At 64.8% G+C, this 21,090-nt stretch carries 22 protein-coding genes; 7 read left to right on the forward strand and 15 right to left on the reverse strand.

Going from position 1 to position 21,090, the window contains the following annotated elements; translation table 11 throughout:
* Window positions 1-9: 9 nt before the first annotated feature.
* From L1O02_RS00110 to folE2, 7 genes are read right to left on the reverse strand one after another with little or no spacing between them, the layout of a single operon-like run.
* Window positions 10-1,344 carry a dihydroorotase gene (locus tag L1O02_RS00110; protein WP_108544969.1) on the reverse strand — a complete coding sequence of 445 codons (1,335 nt, stop codon included), beginning with the start codon at window positions 1,342-1,344 and terminating at the stop codon, window positions 10-12.
* A 2-nt stretch (window positions 1,345-1,346) separates the two neighbouring features.
* A complete protein-coding gene (locus L1O02_RS00115; protein WP_060841819.1) occupies window positions 1,347-1,907 on the reverse strand; it encodes a carbonate dehydratase in 561 nt (186 codons plus the stop codon).
* Window positions 1,897-2,340 carry a phosphoribosyl-AMP cyclohydrolase gene (gene hisI, locus L1O02_RS00120; RefSeq protein ID WP_060841818.1) on the reverse strand — a complete coding sequence of 148 codons (444 nt, stop codon included), beginning with the start codon at window positions 2,338-2,340 and terminating at the stop codon, window positions 1,897-1,899. The genes L1O02_RS00115 and hisI overlap by 11 nt, the downstream gene beginning before the upstream one ends.
* Entirely contained in the window at window positions 2,337-3,221 is an 885-nt protein-coding gene (locus L1O02_RS00125; protein ID WP_060841817.1) for a metal ABC transporter substrate-binding protein, read from the reverse strand. The genes hisI and L1O02_RS00125 overlap by 4 nt, the downstream gene beginning before the upstream one ends.
* 11 nt (window positions 3,222-3,232) lie before the next feature.
* Complete coding sequence (locus tag L1O02_RS00130; protein ID WP_235759359.1) at window positions 3,233-4,099, reverse strand: metal ABC transporter permease; 867 nt, start codon at window positions 4,097-4,099, stop codon at window positions 3,233-3,235.
* Window positions 4,099-4,764 (reverse strand): ATP-binding cassette domain-containing protein, encoded by a 666-nt coding sequence (locus L1O02_RS00135; RefSeq protein ID WP_235759361.1) that lies wholly within the window; start codon window positions 4,762-4,764, stop codon window positions 4,099-4,101. Before L1O02_RS00135 ends, L1O02_RS00130 begins: the two co-directional genes overlap by 1 nt.
* Entirely contained in the window at window positions 4,764-5,657 is an 894-nt protein-coding gene (folE2, locus tag L1O02_RS00140; protein WP_235759363.1) for a GTP cyclohydrolase FolE2, read from the reverse strand. The genes L1O02_RS00135 and folE2 overlap by 1 nt, the downstream gene beginning before the upstream one ends.
* Window positions 5,658-5,786: 129 nt before the next feature.
* Here folE2 and L1O02_RS00145 point away from each other — a divergent pair, with 129 nt between their 5' ends.
* Entirely contained in the window at window positions 5,787-7,010 is a 1,224-nt protein-coding gene (locus tag L1O02_RS00145; protein WP_235759365.1) for an N-acetylmuramoyl-L-alanine amidase, read from the forward strand.
* A gap of 83 nt (window positions 7,011-7,093) precedes the next feature.
* Here the strand turns inward: L1O02_RS00145 and L1O02_RS00150 are convergent, their stop codons facing one another.
* A complete protein-coding gene (locus tag L1O02_RS00150) occupies window positions 7,094-7,474 on the reverse strand; it encodes a hypothetical protein (RefSeq protein ID WP_060841812.1) in 381 nt (126 codons plus the stop codon).
* Window positions 7,475-7,594: 120 nt separating this feature from the next.
* Between L1O02_RS00150 and dksA the strand changes: the two genes are divergently transcribed.
* The 4 genes from dksA to L1O02_RS00170 all read left to right on the forward strand — a co-directional run bounded on the left by dksA (window position 7,595) and on the right by L1O02_RS00170 (window position 11,069).
* On the forward strand, window positions 7,595-7,999 hold the full coding sequence (dksA, locus tag L1O02_RS00155) for an RNA polymerase-binding protein DksA (protein WP_060841811.1): 405 nt from the start codon (window positions 7,595-7,597) through the stop codon (window positions 7,997-7,999).
* 29 nt (window positions 8,000-8,028) lie between these two features.
* The gene (gene zigA, locus L1O02_RS00160; protein WP_060841810.1) at window positions 8,029-9,237 is read left to right on the forward strand and encodes a zinc metallochaperone GTPase ZigA; all 1,209 of its coding nucleotides are present in this window, start codon (window positions 8,029-8,031) and stop codon (window positions 9,235-9,237) included.
* Window positions 9,237-9,938, forward strand: a complete 702-nt coding sequence (locus L1O02_RS00165; protein ID WP_235759367.1) for a DUF1826 domain-containing protein — start codon at window positions 9,237-9,239, stop codon at window positions 9,936-9,938. The genes zigA and L1O02_RS00165 overlap by 1 nt, the downstream gene beginning before the upstream one ends.
* A 168-nt stretch (window positions 9,939-10,106) precedes the next feature.
* Window positions 10,107-11,069 carry a CobW-like GTP-binding protein gene (locus L1O02_RS00170; RefSeq protein WP_235759369.1) on the forward strand — a complete coding sequence of 321 codons (963 nt, stop codon included), beginning with the start codon at window positions 10,107-10,109 and terminating at the stop codon, window positions 11,067-11,069.
* Between the two features lie 7 nt (window positions 11,070-11,076).
* Here the strand turns inward: L1O02_RS00170 and L1O02_RS00175 are convergent, their stop codons facing one another.
* Complete coding sequence (locus tag L1O02_RS00175; protein WP_060841807.1) at window positions 11,077-11,469, reverse strand: DUF3301 domain-containing protein; 393 nt, start codon at window positions 11,467-11,469, stop codon at window positions 11,077-11,079.
* Between the two features lie 117 nt (window positions 11,470-11,586).
* On the opposite strand from L1O02_RS00175, the gene pdxY reads away from it, so the two are divergent.
* Entirely contained in the window at window positions 11,587-12,459 is an 873-nt protein-coding gene (pdxY, locus tag L1O02_RS00180; protein WP_060841806.1) for a pyridoxal kinase PdxY, read from the forward strand.
* A 21-nt stretch (window positions 12,460-12,480) separates the two neighbouring features.
* Here the strand turns inward: pdxY and L1O02_RS00185 are convergent, their stop codons facing one another.
* Window positions 12,481-13,875 (reverse strand): APC family permease, encoded by a 1,395-nt coding sequence (locus L1O02_RS00185; protein WP_235759371.1) that lies wholly within the window; start codon window positions 13,873-13,875, stop codon window positions 12,481-12,483.
* 262 nt (window positions 13,876-14,137) lie between these two features.
* Window positions 14,138-14,623: an acyl-CoA thioesterase gene (locus L1O02_RS00190; RefSeq protein ID WP_060841804.1), complete on the reverse strand. Its 486-nt coding sequence runs from the start codon at window positions 14,621-14,623 to the stop codon at window positions 14,138-14,140.
* A 288-nt stretch (window positions 14,624-14,911) separates the two neighbouring features.
* Between L1O02_RS00190 and L1O02_RS00195 the strand changes: the two genes are divergently transcribed.
* Window positions 14,912-16,675 (forward strand): cation:proton antiporter, encoded by a 1,764-nt coding sequence (locus L1O02_RS00195; RefSeq protein WP_235759373.1) that lies wholly within the window; start codon window positions 14,912-14,914, stop codon window positions 16,673-16,675.
* Window positions 16,676-16,728: 53 nt separating this feature from the next.
* Here the strand turns inward: L1O02_RS00195 and L1O02_RS00200 are convergent, their stop codons facing one another.
* From L1O02_RS00200 to uvrD, 4 genes are all read right to left on the reverse strand, one after another.
* Window positions 16,729-17,136 (reverse strand): SMI1/KNR4 family protein, encoded by a 408-nt coding sequence (locus L1O02_RS00200; RefSeq protein ID WP_007927598.1) that lies wholly within the window; start codon window positions 17,134-17,136, stop codon window positions 16,729-16,731.
* 136 nt (window positions 17,137-17,272) lie between these two features.
* Window positions 17,273-18,148: a Tim44 domain-containing protein gene (locus L1O02_RS00205; RefSeq protein ID WP_047306692.1), complete on the reverse strand. Its 876-nt coding sequence runs from the start codon at window positions 18,146-18,148 to the stop codon at window positions 17,273-17,275.
* 181 nt (window positions 18,149-18,329) lie between these two features.
* Complete coding sequence (locus tag L1O02_RS00210) at window positions 18,330-18,770, reverse strand: EamA family transporter (protein ID WP_060841802.1); 441 nt, start codon at window positions 18,768-18,770, stop codon at window positions 18,330-18,332.
* A 111-nt stretch (window positions 18,771-18,881) separates the two neighbouring features.
* On the reverse strand, window positions 18,882-21,065 hold the full coding sequence (gene uvrD / locus L1O02_RS00215) for a DNA helicase II (protein WP_060841801.1): 2,184 nt from the start codon (window positions 21,063-21,065) through the stop codon (window positions 18,882-18,884).
* Window positions 21,066-21,090 lie beyond the last annotated feature (25 nt).

Here is a 21,090-nt window from a genome sequence, read left to right on the forward strand (position 1 = left end):
ATCAGGCGGTTAACGGGTGAAGCGCAGGGGCAGGCCCTGACAGTGGTCGTACAGGCGGCCCTGGTGCCAGGCGAGCTGGCCGGACACCAGGGTGGTGGCGACGCTATGGCGAAAGCGCCGGCCGGCGAACGGCGTCCAGGCGCATTGGGCCAGGATCGGCTGGCTGTCCACGGCCAGCCCTTCGGGTTCGGGACGGATCAGCACCAGATCGGCCCAATAGCCTTCGCGCAGGTAGCCGCGGTCGGGAATGGCGAACAGATCGGCCACCCGATGGCTGGTCTTGGCCACCAGGGTGGTCAGCGGCAGGATCCGGTCGGCCACCAGCTCCAGCAGGGCCGGCAGGGCGTGTTGCACCAGGGGCAGGCCCGCTGGCGCGCGGGTGTAGGGCTGCTGCTTCTGCTCCCAGGTGTGGGGCGCGTGGTCACTGCCGATGACGTCCAGGCGCTCGCTGTTAAGGGCCTGGCGCAGGGCATCGCGATCGGCCTGGGTCTTGATCGCCGGGTTGCATTTGATCAGGTGGCCCAGGCGCGGATAGTCGCGGTCATCGAACAGCAGGTGGTGCAGGCAGACTTCGGCGGTGATGCGCTTTTGCGCCAGTGGCCGATCCTCGAACAGCGCCAGTTCCCGGGCGCTGGTCAAATGCAGCACGTGCAGGCGGGTGCCGTGTTTCCTTGCCAGTTCCACCGCCAGGGACGAGGAGCGGTAGCAGGCCTCGGCGTCGCGAATACGCGGGTGGGCGGCGGCGGGAATCTGTTCGCCGTAGAGTTGCTGCCAGCGTTGTTGCACGACCTGGATGCTCGGAGTGTGTTCGCAGTGGGCCAGGAGCAGGGTTGGCACCTGGCGAAACAGCCGGTCCAGTACCTCGGGGTCGTCCACCAGCATGTTGCCGGTGGAGGCCCCCATGAACACCTTGACCCCGGCGACCTGGGTCGGGTCCAGGGCGGCGACGGTGTCCAGGTTGTCGTTGCTGACGCCGAAGTGAAAGCCGTAGTTGGCCACCGAGGTGGCCGCCGCGCGACGCTTCTTGTCCGCCAGGGCGGCCAGGGTCAGGGTCGCCGGTGAGGTGTTGGGCATGTCCATGAAGCTGGTGATGCCCCCGGCCACCGCTGCCCGCGACTCGCTGTGGATGCTGCCTTTTTCCGGCGCGCCGGGATCACGAAAGTGCACCTGATCGTCGATCATTCCCGGCAGCAGCCAGTGGCCCCGGGCGTCGATTTCCAGGTCGGCGCTGAGGTGGTTGAGGCTGCCGATGGTGTCGATACGCCCATGGCTGACCAGCAGGTCGGCGTCGAATTCGCGCCCTTCGTTCACCAGCCGGGCATTGCGGATAAGGATTCGGCTCATGCTCAGAACTCGTTCTGCAGGGCCTTGTAGCCACGCACCAGATCGACATTGGTGCGGGCCACGTCTTCGGAAAACTCCGAAGCGCTGATGCTCACCGGAGGGAATTGCGCCAGATCGGTCTTGGGTCCGATGCGGGTGGTGGAGGGCACATAGAAGCCCGGAGGCAGGTCGCGACCGTCCACCACCGAGTTGTGCCGGACCACGCTGCCGTCGCCCACCTCGCAGTTGAACAGCACGCTGTTGAAGCCGATGAACACCCGGTCGCCGACCACGCAGGGGCCATGGACGATGGAGCGGTGGGCGATGGAGGTGTGCTGGCCGATGGTCACCGCCGCACCGGATTTGGAGTGGATCACCACGCCGTCCTGGATGTTCGAGTTGGCGCCGATGGTGATGGCGTGCATCTGGCCGCTGGCGTCCACTTCATCGGCGCGGATCACCGCGTAGGGGCCGACGAACACGTTGTCGCCGATCACCACCTTGCCGCAGATGATGGCGGTCTTGTCGACGTAGGCGGATTCAGCGATCACCGGCAGGTCGCCGGAAGGGTTTTTACGAATCATGGCGCGAGTCCTTCAAGGGGGAACTGATGACTTCCACCGCGCCATCGCGAATGGCGTTGTAGAAACAGTTGGGGCGGCCGGTGTGGCAGGCCGGGCCGTGCTGATCCACCTGCAGCAGTACGGCGTCGCCGTCGCAGTCCAGGCGCGCTTCGATCAGGCGCTGGCGGTGGCCCGAGCTTTCGCCTTTGCGCCACAGGCACTGGCGCGAGCGCGACCAGTAGCAGACCTGGCCGCTGGCCAGGGTTTCGGCCAGGGCCCGGCGGTTCATCCAGGCCAGCATCAGCACCTCGCCGCTGTCGTGTTGCTGGGCGATGGCGGCGATCAGGCCGTCGCTGTTCCAGGGCAGGGCATCGAGCACCGCGGTCAGTGGCCAGCGACTGCCCGTGGCAGCGCTTTCCAGGTCCAGCAGCGATAGCGGCGGGCGCTGGATCATGGCCGGCTCAAGGCGTCGTACAGGGTGTTGAGGTTGTATTCGAACAAGCCGATGAAGGTGCTGGCCGGGCCGCTGGCCGCCAGGGCGTCGGAGTACAGGGTGCCGCCGATGCGGGCGCCGCTTTCCTCGGCGATCTGCTGGAGCAGGCGGGCGTCCTTGATGTTTTCCATGAACACCGCCTTGACCTTGGCGTTGCGGATCTGGGTGATCAGCGCCGCGACTTCGGCGGCCGAGGGTTCACGCTCGGTGGACAGGCCCTGGGGCGCCATGAAGTCGATGCCGTAGGCCTGACCCAGGTAGCCGAAGGCGTCGTGGGAGGTGACGATCTTGCGGTTGCCCGCAGGCAGGGCGCCGAGCTTGGCCTTGGCTTCGGCCAGCAGGCGATAGATCTGCTGCAGGTAGGCCTGGCTGTTGCGCTGGTAGTCGGCCTGGTGGGCCGGGTCGGCGGCGATCAGCGCCTGGGTGATGTTGTGCACGTAGAGTTCGCTATTGGCCAGGTTGTGCCAGGCGTGCGGATCGGGAATCTGTTCACCGTCCTCGTCCAGGGTGCGTGGAATCACCCCGCGACTGGCGGTGATCACCGGCGTCTTGCTGGCCGAGCTGGCCACCAGGCGATCCAGCCAGGGCTCGAAACCCAGGCCGTTCTTGATGATCAGCCGGGCCTTGAGCAGGGCCTTGGCATCGTCCGGCGTGGGTTCGTAGGTGTGGGCGTCCTCGTCGGCGCCCACCAGGTTGGTGATCTGTACATGCTCGCCGCCGACCTGGCGGGTCAGGTCGGCGAGGATGCTGAAGCTGGTCACCACGGCCAGCTTGTCCGCGGCCTGGGCGCTGGACCAGGACAATGGCAGCAGCAGGCTGAACAGCACGAGTAGAGCGCGCATCGGGAAACACCTCATGGGGATGTGAGCAGGGGTGGGCGGTGCAGCAGGCCGTGCACCGGACCGAACACCACGGACAGCAGGTACAGGCCGCCGGCCACCAGGACGATGGCCGGGCCGCTGGGCAGCGAGTAATGGAACGACAGCAGCAGGCCGAGCCAGACCGACAGGCAGCCGAGCAGGGCGGCGATGCCCAGCAGCCTTGGCAGGCGTCGGCTCCAGAAGCGTGCGGCGGCGGCCGGCAGCATCATCAAGCCGACCACCATCAGCGCACCGATGGCCTGGAAACCCATCACCAGATTGAGCACCACCAGGGTCAGGAACAGGCCATGTGCCAGGGGGCCCAGGCGGCTGACGCTGTGCAGGAACAGCGGGTCGAGGGTGTCCAGCAACAGGGCCTTGTAGATCAGGGCCAGGGCCAGCAGGCTGAAGGTCGAGACCAGGAGCATGCCGTTGAGGGTCGGCCCGTCCACCGCCAGGGCCGAGCCAAACAGCAGGTGCAACAGGTCCAGGCGTTTGCCCGCCAGCCCGAGAATCAGCACGCCGCTGGCCAGGGAGATGGGGTAGATAGCGGCGATGCTGGCGTCTTCCCGCAGGCCGGTGCGGCGGGTGATCCAGGCGGCCAGCCCGGCCATGCCCAGGCCGGCGCCGAGCCCGCCGAGGGTCAGGGCCGGCAGGCTGAGACCGGCGAACCAGAAGCCCAGGGCCGCGCCGGGGAGAATGCCGTGGGCCACCGCGTCGCCGATCAGGCTCATGCGCCGCAGGATCAGAAACACCCCCAGAGGCCCGATGCTGCAGGCCAGGACCAGGCCGCCGAGCAGGGCCCGGCGCATGAACAGGAACTCGCTGAAGGGCTGCCAGAAATGCGCGGCGAACTGCATCAAGCCACCTGTGCGCAGGGTGGTTGGACGATCAGCTCTTGGCTGGGGCCAAAGACGCAGCCGCTGCTTTTTACCAGCAGGGTCCGGGGGATGTGCTGGCGCACGGCGGCCAGGTCATGGCAGACCACCACCAGGGTCCGGCCCTGAGCGTGCCAGTTGTGCAGGTGGCGCCAGAGCAGGGCCTGGCCTGTTTCGTCGAGGGCGGCGTGGGGTTCGTCCAACAGCAGTATCGGTGCTTCGGTCAGGCTCAAGCGGGCGAGCAGGGCGCGTTGCAATTCGCCGCCGGAAAGGGCCATCAACGGGCGTTTTTCCAGGCCGCTCAGGCACCAGTCTTCGAGTACCGTGCGCAGCTTTTCTCCCCGGGCCCTGGCCGGTTCACGTTTGCCCCAGAAGCCACCGGCCACCAGTTCTTCCAGGCTGATGGGGAACTGCCGGTCCAGGTGTTGCTGCTGTGGCAGGAACGACAGACCGCCGCGCGGCGTACCCAGGTGGACCTTGCCCGAGAGTGGCTTCTGCAACCCGGCGAGGACTTTCAGCAAGCTGCTCTTGCCCGACCCGTTGGCGCCGATGATCGCGCTCAGGCTGGCCTTGGGCAGGTGCAGATCCAGCGCCGGGGTCAGCGGTTGCCCCGGGGCGCCCCAGCGCAGGTTTTCGCAGCGGATCATCAGGCCTCCCAGTTCCAGCGACTTTCCGCCACGGCGTCATGGGCGTGCAGGCTTTCGGCATGCACCACCCGCAGGTGGAAGGCGTTGATTCCGGGTGAGCGACGCAGGGCCAGGTTCAAGCGGCGGGCGGCGTCTTCGCAGAACATCAGGTTCTGTCCGTTGGCCAGGGCAAAGGCTTGCTCATCGGCGCGCTTGACTGCGGTTTGCACAGCGGTGCCCAGGGCGCTTTCTGCATCGTTGATCAAGGCCATCAGCGGCAGTTCGTCAATGAAATCATCCAGGCGCAAATGCAATGCCGCGTTGCTGCGCTGGCTGTGGGGCGTGGCGACGATGCCTTGGGACGAACCCAGCCAAGCCAGGACGTCGGTGTGTTGCAGTGGCCGATCGGCAAAATCATCAATGAATTGCTGCTGGATCAGTTGCCGCGCCAATGCCGCCGAGCAGGGGCAGGTTGAGGAATAAGGCACGTCGATTTTTAGTTCCACGTGGAACATCGCGTTTTTCAGCCGCGCTTCAATGCTCAGCGGGTAGCTTTTCCAGCCGGCCAAAGGGCTGACCAATGCCGGGCGTTTCAGCAGCAGATCCAGCTGAATGCTCAGGTAGGCGCTATGCGCCAGACCTTCATGGCTATCAAGGAAACGCTGCAAAACCCGGCGCAGCAGCGCCGGGGTGAGGCTTTCCTGTTCGAGCATTTCCAGGGCCAGGTACAGGCGCGACATATGAATGCCTCGCGCTTCGCCATCGTCGAGGCTGACACCGGCATCGGCCTTGGCAGCGGTTCGCTGGCCGTCGATCACTACAGGTAAGGCAATGCCGCACATGCCCACCCATTCCAGGGGCAAGGCTTGGCGTGAGGCCTGCGCGGCGATATCCGGCAGAGTCAGCGCGTTCATGGACAGGTCCGTCGTGGGAAATAATTCGACATGTTATATTATAACAATACGTCCGATGGGAAGTTTTTCCTCGACGGTTGTTCATCCTGCCTTGTGAGTACGGACGCTCCTTTTTTTGCGGTATTTGCCATGCACAGACGTCAATTGCTCAACCTGCTGTTGGCCGGTACGGCCCTGATGTTTCCCTGGAGTGTTCACGCCGCGCAGATTCGCCATGCGCGTTTGTGGAAAGACGCCGAAAAGCTGCGGCTGGTGCTCGATCTGAGTGGCCCGGTGCAGTACAAAACCTTCAGCCTCAGCGCCCCGGAGCGTCTGATCATCGATGTCGGCAGCGCTCGCCTGGTGGGTGACTTCAGCCAGTTGAACCTGGCCAATACCCCGATCCGCGCGATCCGCTCCGGGCCTTTTGGCCGGGGCGACACGCGGATCGTCCTTGACCTGACTCAGCCGCTGCAGCTCAACAGCTTTCTCCTCCCGCCCCAGGATGGGCAGGGGCACCGGCTGGTGCTGGACCTGTCCGCCCCCGGCAAGGCAGCGCTGCCGACCGTCGTGGCCAGCGCGCCCGTGGTCAGACCCGAGGCGGCGCCGGGCAAGCCTCATCCCAAGCGCGACATCATCGTGGTGGTGGACCCCGGCCATGGCGGCAAGGACCCCGGCGCGGTCGGGGCCAAGGGCGAGCGGGAGAAGGATGTGGTGCTGGCCATCGCCCGCTTGCTGGCCAAGCGGCTCAAGCGCGAGAAGGGATTCGACGTGAAGCTGGTGCGCAACGACGACTTCTTCGTGCCGTTGCGCAAGCGCGTGGAGATTGCCCGCAAGCATCAGGCCGACATGTTCATCTCGGTGCATGCCGACGCGGCGCCGCGCCTGACCGCGTCCGGTGCCTCGGTGTACGCCCTGTCCGAAGGCGGTGCGACTTCGGCCACCGCGCGTTTGATGGCCCAGCGGGAAAACGGCGCCGATCTGTTGGGGGCGAGCACGTTGCTCAACCTCAAGGACAAGGACCCGATGCTGGCGGGGGTGATCGTGGACATGTCGATGAACGCCACCATCGCCGCCAGCCTGCAATTGGGCAGCACCGTGCTGGAGAGCCTGGCGGGGATCACCACCTTGCACCAGAAGCGTGTGGAGCAGGCGGGCTTTGCGGTGCTCAAGTCACCGGACGTGCCGTCGATCCTGGTGGAAACCGGCTTCATCTCCAACAGCCGCGACCGCCAGCGCCTGGTCACCGCGCGGCACCAGCAGGCGCTTGCCGATGGCCTGTTCAACGGCCTGCAACGTTATTTCGAGAAGAACCCGCCGGCCAACAGCTACCTGGCCTGGCGCCAGGAAACCGGGAGCACCCGCCCCGCGTAGCGAACAGGCCGGTGCGTGTTGGGTCGTTGCCGAGTTTGCCTGCGCTGGCCCGCCGGCTCCGCCAAAGGGGCGGGTCAGGGCCGCTAGCACCCGCTGATACGGCTGCAGGTGAACTGGCCGCGGCTGCCGCCGGAGCTGGAGAAGCGGTTGCGAGTGGTCCAGCCCACGCGCTGGCTGTAGCCCACCCAGGCTTCGCCATCGGAAGCCAGGCCGGTGAAGAAGGTCAGTTGGCCGTAGCGGCTGTTGGTCTGCACCCAATAGCGTTTGCCGATCACCTCGAACCCGCGCAAGTAGGTGGTGCTGCCTGCCGTGGCGACGCTGTAGGCATTGCCCAACGGATCGACGCAGGCCAGCAGGGTAGCGCTGCGGGTGCAAGTGGCCAGGGGGTTGGGCACGGCTGCACCGGCCTGGCCGGCAAACGTCAGGATCAGGCTGGAAAGCAGGAGCGGCAGGGCAAGGCGCATGGCGATTCTCGTGGCGGCAGGGGCGCAGCATCGCGCCCTTCGTCGTGGGCGGCAAGGGAGGGTTGGCTAATTTGTGTTGTTATAATATAACATTAAATAAAGCCTGATCCGTGACCCGCCATGACTGAACAAGAGCTCCTCGCCGAACCCCAAGCGCACTACATGAACGAGGCCCAACAGGGCTTCTTCCGCGAACGGCTGCTGGCCCAGCGCACTGAGCTGCAGGAGCGCATCGCCGCAGAGTTCGACCAACTGCGCGAACAGGAACCCCACAGCGACCCCGCCGACATCGGCAGCGCCGAAGAGCAGCGCCAGTGGCAACTGCGCCTGCTGGAGCGGGAAAAGAAGCTCCTGGACAAGATCGACGAGGCCCTGGAGCGCCTGGCCCGTGGTGAATACGGCTGGTGCGCCGACACCGGCGAGCCCATTGGCCTGCAGCGCTTGCTGCTGCGACCCACCGCCACCCTGTGCATCGAAGCCAAAGAGCGCCAAGAGCTGCGCGAACGTCACCAACGGGCGCCTTGACCCGCCGCGAACCTGATGAGGAATCCCCCATGACCGAGCGTCTTCCCGTTACCGTGCTGTCCGGCTTTCTCGGCGCCGGCAAGAGCACCCTGCTCAATCACGTCCTGCGTAACCGCGACAACCTGCGGGTGGCGGTGATCGTCAACGACATGAGCGAAATCAACATCGACGGCAGCGAAGTGCAACGCGATGTCAGCCTCAACCGCGCCGAAGAAAAACTGGTGGAAATGAGCAACGGCTGCATCTGCTGCACCCTGCGCGAAGACCTGTTGCTAGAGGTGGGCAAGCTGGCCCGCGACGGGCGTTTCGATTACCTGCTGATCGAGTCCACCGGAATCTCCGAGCCGCTGCCGGTGGCGGAGACCTTCACCTTTCGCGACGAGTCGGGCCAGAGCCTGGCCGATATTGCCCGTCTCGACACCATGGTCACCGTGGTCGACGGCATGAACTTCCTGCTGGACTACCAGGCGGCGGAAAGCCTCGCCAGCCGCGGTGAAACCCTGGGCGAGGAGGACGAGCGTTCGATCACCGACCTGCTGATCGAGCAGGTGGAGTTCGCCGACGTGATCCTGGTCAGCAAGATCGACCTGATCGGCAGCGCCGAGCGCGAGGAGCTGCTGGCGATCCTGGCGCGTCTCAACGCCCAGGCAGAAATCATCCCCATGGTCATGGGCCAGGTGCCCCTGGCCAAGATCCTCAACACCGGGCGTTTCGACTTCGAGCGGGCGGCCCAGGCGCCGGGCTGGCTGCAGGAACTGCGCGGCGAACATGTGCCGGAAACCCAGGAGTACGGCATCGCCTCCACGGCGTACCGCGCCCGGCGTCCGTTTCATCCGCAGCGCTTCTTCGACTTCATCAACCGGCCCTGGGTCAACGGCAAGCTGCTGCGCTCCAAGGGCTTCTTCTGGCTGGCCAGCAAGTACCAGGAGGCGGGCAGCTGGTCTCAGGCCGGGGGCTTGATGCGCCACGGCTTTGCCGGGCGCTGGTGGCGCTTCGTGCCCAAGCAGCAATGGCCCCAGGACGAGGAAAGCACCGCCGCGATCCTGCACAACTGGACCCCGGCCACGGGCGACTGCCGCCAGGAGCTGGTGTTCATCGGCCAGAACATCGACTTTGCCCGGCTTTGCGCCGAGCTCGATCTGTGCCTGCTGGATGACGACGAAATGGCCCTCGGCACCGAGGCCTGGAGCCTGATGAGCGATCCTTTCGGTCCCTGGCATGCAGAGGAGGCGGCCTGATGCTGACCCTGAATTCACCGGTGACCCCGCTGGCCAAGCCGCTGCCGGCGCTGCTGCTGCCCGGCGTGGTGCCCCTGGTTTCTCGTCGCCAGGCCATCGGCAGCACCCCGGCGGTACTGGCCGAGGTGTTGCAGGACGAGGTCAACCTCGGCCTCTGGCAGCGGCGGTTGCCGGCGCATATCGCCGATTTCGGTGAGTTGCTGCTGTCCCTGAACCAGCCATTGGCGGAGTCGCTGTCGCTGGAACTGCCGGACGAGGAGGCCCTGCCGAACCTGCAGGGCCTGGCATCGGCCTTCAGTGATTTGCACGGTTATGACGGCTTTATCGCCGACGTTTCCTGGCTGGTCAGCGCCTTTGCCTGCCTGTTGGGCGCCAAGCGCGTGGGTTTGCGCCTGCGGGTTCTGGACAAGGCCATGTGCCCGCGCTTTCACGTTGACCATGTGCCGGTGCGCCTGATCACCACCTACGCCGGGATTGGCAGCCAGTGGTTGCGCGAAGGGGCGATGGACCGTCGGCAACTGGGACAGGCCAGCGCTGAACCCCGTGACCCGACGCTGATCCAGCAGATCGGCAGCGGTGAGGTGGCGCTGTTCAAGGGCGAGAAGTGGCACGGCAACCAAGGGTTCGGCCTGATCCACCGCTCGCCGCAACCGGCGCCGGGGGAGCGCCGGCTGATCCTTACCCTTGATTGGCTGGGTTGAGCCAGGCGTGTAGCCGCTGCCGAGCCTGCGAGGCTGCGCCAAGGTCCGCAGGACCTTAAGTGCGCTCAAGAACGGCGTCTGCTGCGGCGTCGTTCTTGAGCGCGCGGATTTTCGCCCTGCTCGGGAAGGGCGTAGCATCACTTCACAGGCTTTCCGGACCCCCTTCCCATGCTGCAGAACATTCCCACCCATGTGATCGCCGGCCCTCTGGGCGCCGGCAAGACCAGCCTGATCCGTCACCTGCTGAGCCAGCGTCCGGCCGAGGAGCGCTGGGCGGTGCTGATCAACGAGTTCGGCCAGATCGGCCTGGATGCGGCCTTGCTGACTCGTGATGAAGACGGCATCGCTCTGGGCGAAGTGGCCGGTGGATGCCTGTGCTGCGTCAACGGCGCGCCGTTTCAGGTGGGTTTGGGGCGTCTGCTACGCAAGGCCAAGCCGGACCGTTTGTTCATCGAGCCTTCCGGCCTTGGTCACCCGGCGCAGTTGCTCAAGCAACTGAGTGTTGCACCCTGGAAAGGCGTGCTGGCGCTGCAGCCCTGTGTGCTGGTGCTGGATGCCCAGGCCCTGGCCGCCGGCAAGCCGCTGCCCCAGGCGCAACAGGACGCCCTGGCCAGCGCCGGTTTGCTGGTGTTGAACAAGGACGAACTGCTCAGCGACAGCGATCGGCTGCGGGTACTGGAGCAACTGCCGGACCTGCCGCTGTTCTGGACTCGCCACGCCGCCTTGCCCCTGGCCGAGTTGCCGGGCCTGGAGGTCAGCGCCGGGGCGGCGCTGGAGCAACTGGATGTTCCCCAGGGCCTGGCACAGTTACCGGCGGTGTGGAGCGATCCGACGCAGCCGATCTGCCTCAGTCAGTCTCAGCAGGAGGGTTGGAGCATTGGCTGGCGCTGGCACCCGAGCCAGCGCTTCGATCTGGTTCGGGGCGAGCACTGGTTGCAGAACCTCGACTGGCGTCGGGCCAAGCTGGTGATCCACAGCGACCAGGGCTGGCGCTCGGGCAACGGGCTGGATAATTCGCCGCTGAACTGGCTGCCCAGCGAATGGCGCCGGGATTCGCGCCTGGAGCTGATCTTCAGCACCCCTCAGGACATGGCGGCCCTACAAGCCAGCCTCGCTGCCTGCCGCCTGTAGGCGCATCTCACGGTTTGAACTTGCGATGCTCTTCGCGCCACTGGCTCAGCTCGATCACCTCGGCGCTGGGCAGCGGCTCCTTGGCCTCGAACGGATAAGGCGCCAGCTCGATATGGGCGCTGTGGGCGCCGAACTGGGTGATGGTCCCGGCGTGGCGGGTTTCGCCGGTCACGGTGAATTCGAAGTTGTAGATTCGCGCCAGGCGCCGGCGACCATTGGCGTCCTTGACCAGGCCGATGCGCTTGAGCGCGACGTTGCCGTCCAGCAGCTCGATATCGAGCCGCGCGCAGTGCTGCTTGACCCGCTCCAGCGCCCGCTCGCGCAGGCCGTGGTTGTGCCACAGCCAGGCGGCGCCGGTCGCCAGGAGCATCAGCACAAAGATGTTTCCAAGGGTCAGCATGAAGGTTTGCTCCAACGAAGTGGCATCAGCTTAACTGCGTCTCCGGTCTGTCGTACAGGCTGCGTTTAGTCGCATACTGCGCGGCTTGAATTCCACCGGTTTTATGGAAAATCCTGCATGAAACGTACGCCCCACCTGCTTGCGATCCAGTCCCATGTGGTTTTCGGCCACGCCGGTAACAGTGCTGCGGTGTTCCCCATGCAGCGGGTCGGGGTGAATGTCTGGCCCCTGAATACCGTACAGTTTTCCAACCACACTCAGTATGGCCACTGGGCCGGAGAAGTGCTGGCGCCCCAGCAGATTCCCGAGCTGGTGGAAGGCATCGCCGCCATCGGCGAGCTGGGCAACTGTGACGCGATCCTCTCCGGCTACCTGGGCAGCGCGGCCCAGGGCCGGGCGATTCTCAGCGGCGTGGCGCGGATCAAGGCGATCAATCCCAAGGCCCTGTACCTGTGCGACCCGGTGATGGGCCATCCGGAAAAGGGCTGCAGCGTACCGGCGGAAGTCAGCGACTTCCTGCTGGACGAGGCGGTCGCCATGGCCGACTTGCTGTGCCCCAACCAGCTGGAGCTGGACAGCTTTTGCGGGCGCAAGCCGCAGTCGCTGTTCGATTGCCTGGGCATGGCCCGTTCGCTGCTGGAGAAAGGCCCCAAGGCCGTGCTGGTCAAGCACCTGGACTACCCGGGCAAGCTGGCGGAAGGCTTCGAGATGCTGCTGGTGACCGCCGAGGGCAGCTGGCACCTGCGGCGTCCGCTGCTGGCGTTTCCGCGGCAGCCGGTGGGGGTGGGCGACCTGACGTCGGGTCTGTTCCTGGCCCGGGTGCTGTTGGGTGACAGCCTGGTGGCGGCGTTCGAATTCACCGCCGCGGCGGTGCATGAAGTGCTGCTGGAAACCCAGGCCTGCGCCAGCTACGAGCTGGAGCTGGTGCGGGCCCAGGATCGCATTGCCCATCCGCGGGTGCGGTTCGAGGCCACGCCGATCGGTTTCTGACTTAAACGGCGGGCCGCTGTGTCAGGCCTGCTCGGAGAACTGCACCGTCGGCGCCGGCTGCCGGAAGCCGCGGGTGTGAGCCGCCAGGTACAGCGCGCCCAGGGCGAACCAGGCCAGGCCAATCCCCAGGGTCAGGGCCGAAAGGCTGGTCCACAGCCAGACGATCAGGCCGAAGCCGATCAGCGGCAGCAGGCCGTATTGCAGCAGCCGTGCACCGGTGCGCGGCTGACCCCGTCCCAGATGGCTCTTGATCACCGCCAGGTTGACCACCGAAAACGCCACCAGTGCGCCGAAGCTGATCATCGACGCCAGGGTGGTGAGGTCGATGACCACGGCCAGCAAGGACACCAGCGACACCAGGACAATGGCCAGCACCGGGGTCTTGTAGCGCTCGGACAAGGTGCCGAACATTCGCCGCGGCAGGATGCCGTCGCGGCCCATGCTGAACAGGATGCGCGACACCGAGGCCTGTGACGCCAGGGCCGAACCGGCAGCGCCAGCGACATAGGTAGCAGTGAAGAACATCTCCAGGAAACGTCCGCCGGCGTGCAGCATCACCTCGCTGGCTGCCGAATCGGCGTCCTTGAAGCTGCTACCGGGGAAGGCCAGCTGGCTGGTCATGGCCAGCAGGATGAACAGCAGGCCCGCCCCCAGGGTGGTGATGACGATGGCTCGGGGGATGTCGCGGCGCGGGTCGCGGGTTTCCTCGGCCAGGGTCGATACCGCGTCAAAGCCGAGGAACGACAGGCACAGCACCGCCGCCCCGGCCATCAATGGCAGCAGGCCGCCCTGACTGCCGTCGCCGACCCAGGGCGCGCTCAGGTCCAGGCTATCGGCCCCGGCCAGCTGACGAATCACCAGGGCCACGAACACCACCACGAACACCATCTGCGCACAGACGATCAGGTTGCTCATGCTCGATACCGAGCCGATGCCGCGAATGTTCAGCAGCGTCACCAGGCTGATGGTCGCCACCACGAAGACCCAGGCCGGCACGGCGGGAAAGGCCAGGTTGAGAAACAGGCCGATCACCAGGTAGTTGATCATCGGCAGGAACAGGTAATCCAGCAGCAGCGACCAGCCGGCAAGAAAGCCGATGCCCGGTCCGAAACTGAGGCTGGCGTAGGAATAGGCCGAGCCGGCAATCGGGTACTTTTTCACCATGACGCTGTAGGACAGGGCGGTGAAGAGCATGGCCAGCAGAGTCACTACATAGGCAGCGGCGGTCCTGCCGCCGGTGATCTGGGTGACCACGCCGTAGGTGGTGAAGACGGTCAGCGGGACCATGTACACCAGGCCGAAGAACACCAGGGCCGGCAGCCCGAGGATGCGGCGCAGGGAGGTGCCCTGGGCACTGTGGGTGAAATCGCCGGGGACGAGGGCGGGATTGTCGGAGAGTGTATTGGCGCTGGGCATTGTTATTGTTCTCACGCGTTCGTGGGTTCGAAGGCTCCCCAAACGGGGAGTGCGCTTGTGCCTTGCCCAGCGATTCTGGCAGCGGCGCCTCCGGGGCATAACTCTCTATGTGGTCAAAAAGGGATGGATGTGGCCATTCGGGATGACCGCAGAAGACTGCCTGAAGCGACAGGGGTAGAGCAGGGCGAGCGCAGGAGGCTCAGCAGGGGCGTGGTGATGGGACCGTCCGTGGTCCGGCTGAATCAGCGCGTGTGCCTGAGGGTCACGGGCCGTCGGCCTTGATTTCCTGGTAGCGCTTTTCCAGTTCCTGGCGGATCTGCCGGCGCTGCTGGGCCTGGATATAGCGACGCTTGCCATCGGCCGTTTCCGGCTGCAGCGGCGGCACCGGAGCCGGTTTGCGCTGGTCGTCCACCGCCACCATGGTGAAGAAGCAGCTGTTGGTGTGGCGCACCGAGCGCTCGCGAATGTTCTCGGTCACCACCTTGATGCCCACCTCCATGGAGGTGTTGCCGGTGTAGTTGACCGAGGCCAGGAAGGTCACCAGTTCGCCGACATGCACCGGCTCGCGGAAGATTACCTGGTCCACCGACAAGGTCACCACGTAGCGACCGGCATAACGGCTGGCGCAGGCATAGGCGACCTCATCGAGGTACTTGAGCAGGGTGCCGCCGTGCACATTGCCAGAGAAATTGGCCATGTCAGGGGTCATCAATACCGTCATCGACAGCTGGGCGTTTCCGGGTTCCATAGCACGCTCACGGTTCTGGGCAGGGGTTGCTGGAGCACCTCTGCGGGTGCTGGGTTCAAGGGTTTTCAAACCATCGATAACGGGACGCCGGGCCGGGCCACGCCGTCACGCCCCGGTGGATCTGTTTCCTAATATTGCACCGCCTTTCTGCCGGAAGTCGCGGTGTTAACCTGCAAAACACCCGTTCCAGGGCATTTTCCGACACTCCTTAAGGATTTTTCCTACTGCCGATCAGAGCTTTCTAATGTGGCGATCTGCGCCGCCCAGCTTTCAAGGAGAACCCTGGCCATGCATGCCATCAGCTTCATTCAGGACCTGGCCGTGATCATGTTGGTCGCAGGCGTGGTGACCATTCTCTTTCATCGACTCAAGCAACCGGTGGTGCTGGGCTATATCGTCGCCGGCTTCCTCATCGGCCCGCACACGCCGCCCTTCGGCCTGATCCACGATGAGCAGACCATCAAGACCCTGGCCGAGCTGGGGGTGATCTTCCTGATGTTCTGTCTGGGGCTGGAATTCAGCCTGCGCAAGCTGTTCAAGGTGGGGGCCACGGCCTTTATCGCAGCCTTCCTGGAAATCGTCCTGATGATCTGGATCGGCTATGAAATTGGCCGCTGGTTCGACTGGAGCACCATGGACTCGCTGTTCCTCGGGGCGATCCTGGCCATTTCCTCCACCACCATCATCGTCAAGGCGCTCAATGACCTGAAGATGAAGAGCGAGCGCTTCGCCCAGCTGATCTTCGGTGTGCTGATCGTCGAGGACATTCTCGGCATTGGCATCATCGCCTTGCTGTCGAGCATCGCGGTCAGCGGCACGGTGAGTTCCGGCGAGGTGTTCTCCACGGTCGGCAAGCTCTCGCTGTTCATGATCGTGGCCCTGGTGATCGGCATTCTGCTGGTGCCGCGCCTACTGGCCTACGTGGCCAGATTCGACAGCAACGAGATGCTGCTGATCACCGTGCTGGGGTTGTGTTTCGGCTTCTGCCTGCTGGTGGTCAAGCTGGAGTACAGCATGGTCCTGGGGGCCTTCCTGATTGGCGCGATCATGGCCGAGTCCCGCCAGTTGCTGAAGATCGAGCGCTTGATCGAACCGGTTCGCGATCTGTTCAGCGCGATCTTCTTCGTGGCCATCGGTCTGATGATCGATCCGCAGATTCTCCTGCAATACGCCTGGCCCATTGCGGTGATCACCGTGGCGGTGGTCCTGGGCAAGCTGTTTTCCTGCGGTATGGGGGCCTTTATCGCCGGCAACGACGGCCGAACCTCGTTGCGCGTGGGGATGGGCCTGTCCCAGATTGGCGAGTTTTCCTTCATCATCGCCGCCTTGGGCATGACCCTGCAGGTCACCAGCGACTTTCTCTACCCGGTGGCGGTGGCGGTGTCGGCCATGACCACTTTGCTCACGCCCTATCTGATCCGCGCTGCCGATCCTTTGTCGCTGAAGTTGGCGAGGATTGTGCCCCAGCGCCTGAGCCGGGTGCTGGGGATGTACGGCGAGTGGCTGCGCAGCATCCAACCCCAGGGTGAGGGCGCGCTGCTGGCGTCGATGATTCGCAAGATCCTCCTGCAAGTGGGAGTGAATCTGGCGCTGGTGGTGGCGATCTTCTTTTCCGGCGGCTATTTCGCCAGGCGCATTGGCGCTTACCTGGAGGGTTGGGTCAGTGATCCGAGCTGGCAGAAGGCGTTGATCTGGGGCGCAGCCCTGCTGCTGTCGCTGCCGTTCCTGATCGCCGCCTATCGCAAGCTCAAGGCGCTGTCGATGCTGCTGGCGGAGATGGGGGTCAAGGCGGAGATGGCCGGGCGTCATACCCAGCGGGTGCGGCGGGTCATCGCCGAGGTGATTCCGATCCTGTCGCTGCTGGTGATCTTTCTGCTGTTGGCGGCGCTGTCGTCGAGCATCCTGCCGACGCTGGAGTTGCTGGTGCTGATTACGGTGGTGGCGGCGGCGGTGGCCGCGGTGCTGTGGCGCTGGTTCATCCGCGTGCACACGCGAATGCAGGTGGCGCTGATCGAAACCTTCGATCACAGCAAGGACAACGGCGGGCATTGACCTTGCCGCTCGCCAGCAGGGCGCTGGCGAGCCTGTTCATGCCTTTAGCCGGCTCAGCTTTCCAGCCAGACGTCCCGCGCCCAGTGCCACACCGATTCCCAGGATTCCTCGGTGATCAGCTCTTCTTCGCCGGACCACAGCACCACGGTGCCGTCCTCTTCGACGCAGTAGTAGTCGTCGCCGTCCTGGCAGATCGGGATCAGCTCGCGCGGCACGCCCATGTCCCAGGCGGTCGCGGCCACTTCCGGCAGGTAAGTGTGGGATTGCGGGTCGGTGACGGTGACCGGCTCCAGGCTGCCGTAAACCACATCGCTGACGGTCAACAGGAACTCTTTGAAGACGAACGGGATATTGATGAACAGCTGTTCCTCAATTTCCACCAGCAGGTCTTCGTCCGGCAGTTCCAGGGGGACGGGTACCGGTTCGTTGGCTTCTCGGAGTTGTTCGATGACTTCTTCCACGGCCTGGGTCCTCTTAGCTCTATGGCGCGGTTGTTTGACGGCGGTTTATACAGTAGCTCGCTATAAGTGCAATCGTGAAATGCAAAACCCCGACTTGAGTCGGGGTTTTGCCTTACTGCTGTGACAACGGCATGAATCAACCGTTCTGGCGGATACCTGCCACCAGCCATGGCTGGTTGTCGCCCTGGGCGCGTTCCATGTTCCAGCTTTCGCTGAACACTTCGCCCTGGTCGAAGCGCGAGGTCTTCGACACACCGCTGAAGGTCAGGGTGGCGATGGTCTTGTCGGCGCGGTCATCCACGCCTTCCAGCTGCACTTGCAGGTTGTCGATGTAGGTGGACTGGAAGCCGTCGCCCAGATCGGCACGTTCCTGCTTGAGGAACTGCAGCATTTGCGGGGTCACGAACTCGGCGATCTTGTCCATTTCATTGGCGTCCCAGTGTTGCTGCAGGGACTGGAAGTGGTTGCGCGCCGCTTCAATGAAGCGTTCTTCGTTGAACCAGGCCGGAGCGTTGATCACCGGGCGCGCGGCAGGGGCTGCCGAGCCACCGAAGATCGAGCCGCCGGCAGGCTGCTGCGGTTCGAACGCCTCGCGCTGCATGGGCGCGTGACCGGCGGGAGCGAACTGCTCCTGCTGCTTGCGGCGACGCGCGGCGATGAAGCGGAAGATCACGAAGGCGATGACCGCCATGATCAGGATGTCGAAGATCTGCATGCCCTGGAAGCCGCCGCCCATGAACATGGAGGCCAGCAGGCCACCGGCCGCGATGCCGGCCAGAGGGCCGAGCCAGCGCGAAGCGCCACCGGCCTTGGCCGCGGCACCTGCAGCACCGGCTGCGCCAGCGGTGGCGGCAGCGGCAGGCGCGCCCGGAGTGGCGGGCGCCGCCTGGCGAGTCTGGTGGGTCGGGGCAGCGCCGGCGCTTTTGCCGCCGCCGAAGCGCTTGGCGTTGGCGTCGAGGCTCATCGTCAGGCCGATGCACAGCGCCATGGCGATGCTAAGAAAACGTTTCATAAAGGGGGTTCCCATTTGTGGATGGCACGCGCGCCATATTGCACAGGTGAAGTGTCAGTAGCGAGCGGCATAATGTTTCGGGCTTTTGCCTGACAGGCTCGGTTCAGCTCCGTTCGCCGGCATGCTCGCCGATAGGTTTTTTGTCCTCAAGGACGCGGCTTTGGTTCAATTGCGTCGCCGTTCAGCGACGCAGTGCCAGGAGCACGACGCCGGCGGTGATCAGGCCGATTCCGCCCCACTGGCGCAGATCGAGTTTCTCGCCCAGCAGGGCCACGCCGATGACTGCGACCAACACCACGCTGAGCTTGTCCACCGGCGCCACCAGAGAGGCCGGGCCGAGTTTCAGGGCGCGGAAATAGCACAGCCAGGAGGCCCCGGTGGCCAGTCCCGACAGCAGCAGGAACAGATAGCTCCTGGTGGAAATCGATCCCAGGGACTGATATTGGCCCGTTGCGTACAAAATCAAGGCCAGGCTGACCAGGACCACCACGGTGCGCAGCAGGGTGGCGAAGTCTGAATTGACGTTTTCTATCCCGACTTTGGCGAAGATCGCCGTCAAAGCGGCGAAAGTTGCCGAGAGCAGCGCCCAGAATGTCCACGAGGAAAAAAAGCCTGAACCCATGTTCGCGCTGCCTTTTCTGCACTGACCTGGCGGAGCCGGCTTGCTGGCGAAGAGGTGGTTCGCCAGTGAGCTTCACCGGCAAGCCGGCGCCTAGGGTCGGGTCGGGTCGGGTTAGATGGCTTCCAGCTTGGCGTAGCCGAGCATCAGCCATTTGCTGCCTTCGCTGAAGTTGACCTGGACCCGGGCCTGGGCACCGGCGCCTTCGAAATTGAGGATCACCCCGTCGCCGAACACCGAGTGCCGCACCGCCTGGCCCAGGCTCAAGCCGGTGTCCGGAATCTCGCTGCCGCCGAACAGGCTGCTGGTGCTCTGCGACTGGCCACCGCCGAAAGGCCGGCTGACGCTGTTGGACAGGCGCACTTCCTGAATCAGCCCCTTGGGCACCTCGCGGACGAAGCGCGACACCTTGTTGTAGGTTTCGCTGCCGTACAGGCGACGGGTTTCCGCATAGGTCATCACCAGGTTCTGCATCGCCCGGGTGATGCCGACATAGGCCAGACGGCGTTCTTCCTCAAGGCGGCCGGGTTCTTCCAGGCTCATCTTGTGCGGGAACAGGCCTTCTTCCATGCCCACCAGGAACACGTAGGGGAACTCCAGGCCCTTGGCGCTGTGCAGGGTCATCAGTTGCACGCTGTCTTCGTGCTCGTCGGCCTGGGTATCGCCGGCTTCCAGGGAGGCGTGGCCGAGGAAGGCCGCCAGCGGCGTCAGGTCCTCGTCTTCCTCGCTGTTCTCGAAGTTGCGCGCGGCGCTCACCAGTTCCTCAAGGTTTTCCACCCGGGCCTGGCCTTTCTCGCCTTTTTCCGCTTCGTGGTAGGCGATCAGCCCGGACTGCTCGATCACCGTCTGGGTCATCAGGTGCAGGGGCATTTCCAGGGTCTTGGCGGCGAGGTTCTCGATCAGTTCGATAAAGGCCCCGAGGGCGCCTGCGGCGCGACCGGTCAGGCCTTTATTGGCCACCAGCTGGCGCATGGCTTCCCACATTGATACGTCGCTGTGGCGCGCGTGTTCGCGGATGGCTTCGACGGTCTTCTCGCCGATGCCCCGGGCTGGAACGTTGATCACCCGCTCCAGGGCCGCGTCGTTGCCACGGCCTTCCAGCAAGCGCAGGTAAGCCATGGCATTCTTGATCTCGGCCCGCTCGAAGAAGCGCTGGCCGCCATAGATGCGGTACGGAATGCGCTCGCGCAGCAGGGCCTCTTCCAGCACCCGGGACTGGGCGTTGGAGCGGTAGAGAATGGCGATGTCGCTGCGGGCCAGGCCGGTTTTCAGCGCGCTCTCGATGGTTTCCACGACATAGCGGGCTTCATCGTGCTCGTTGAAGGCGGCGTACAGGTTGATGGCTTCGCCATCGCCGCCATCGGTCCACAGTTCCTTGCCCAGGCGCCCGGTGTTGTTGGCGATCAGGGCGTTGGCGGCCTTGAGGATGCCGGCGGTGGAGCGGTAGTTCTGCTCCAGGCGGATCACTTCGGTGTCCGGGAAGTCGGCGGAATACTGGTGAATGTTCTCGATTTTCGCCCCGCGCCAGCCGTAGATCGACTGGTCGTCGTCGCCCACCACCATCAGGCTGTCGCCACCCTGGGCCAGCAGTCGCAGCCAGGCGTACTGCACGGCGTTGGTGTCCTGGAACTCGTCCACCAGCACGTGGCGGAAGCGCTTCTGGTAGTGCGCCAGCAGGCCGGGGTGGTCGCGCCACAGGTCCAGGGCGCGCAGCAGCAGCTCGGAGAAATCGATGACCCCGGCGCGCTGGCAGGCGGCCTCGTAGGCCTCATAGATGCTGCGCATGGTGGCCAGGAACAGGTCGCCACTGGCCTGGATATGTTGCGGGCGCAGGCCTTCGTCCTTCTGTCCGTTGATGAACCACTGGGCCTGACGGGCCGGCCAGCGCTGCTCATCCAGGCCCAGCTCGCGGATCACCCGCTTGACCAGGCGTTGCTGGTCGTCGCTGTCGAGGATCTGGAAGGTCTGGCTCAGGCCGGCTTCCTGCCAGTGGGCCCGCAGCAGGCGGTGCGCCAGGCCGTGGAAGGTGCCGACCCACATGCCTGCCGGGTTGATGCCCAGCAATTGCTCGATGCGGTGGCGCATCTCGGCGGCGGCCTTGTTGGTAAAGGTCACCGACAGGATCGAGTGGGGCGAGGCGTTCTCGACCTGGATCAACCAGGCGATACGGTGCACCAGCACACGGGTTTTGCCGGAGCCAGCACCGGCCAGGACCAACTGACGACCCACGGAGGCGGCTACGGCCTGGCGTTGGGCATCGTTGAGGGAGTTCAACAGGAGGGAGAGATCATCGCGCATCGGGGCATTCTAGGGGCCCGCGTCA

It is taken from the genome of Pseudomonas sp. BC42 (genome assembly GCF_021560055.1).
Lineage (GTDB): Bacteria > Pseudomonadota > Gammaproteobacteria > Pseudomonadales > Pseudomonadaceae > Aquipseudomonas.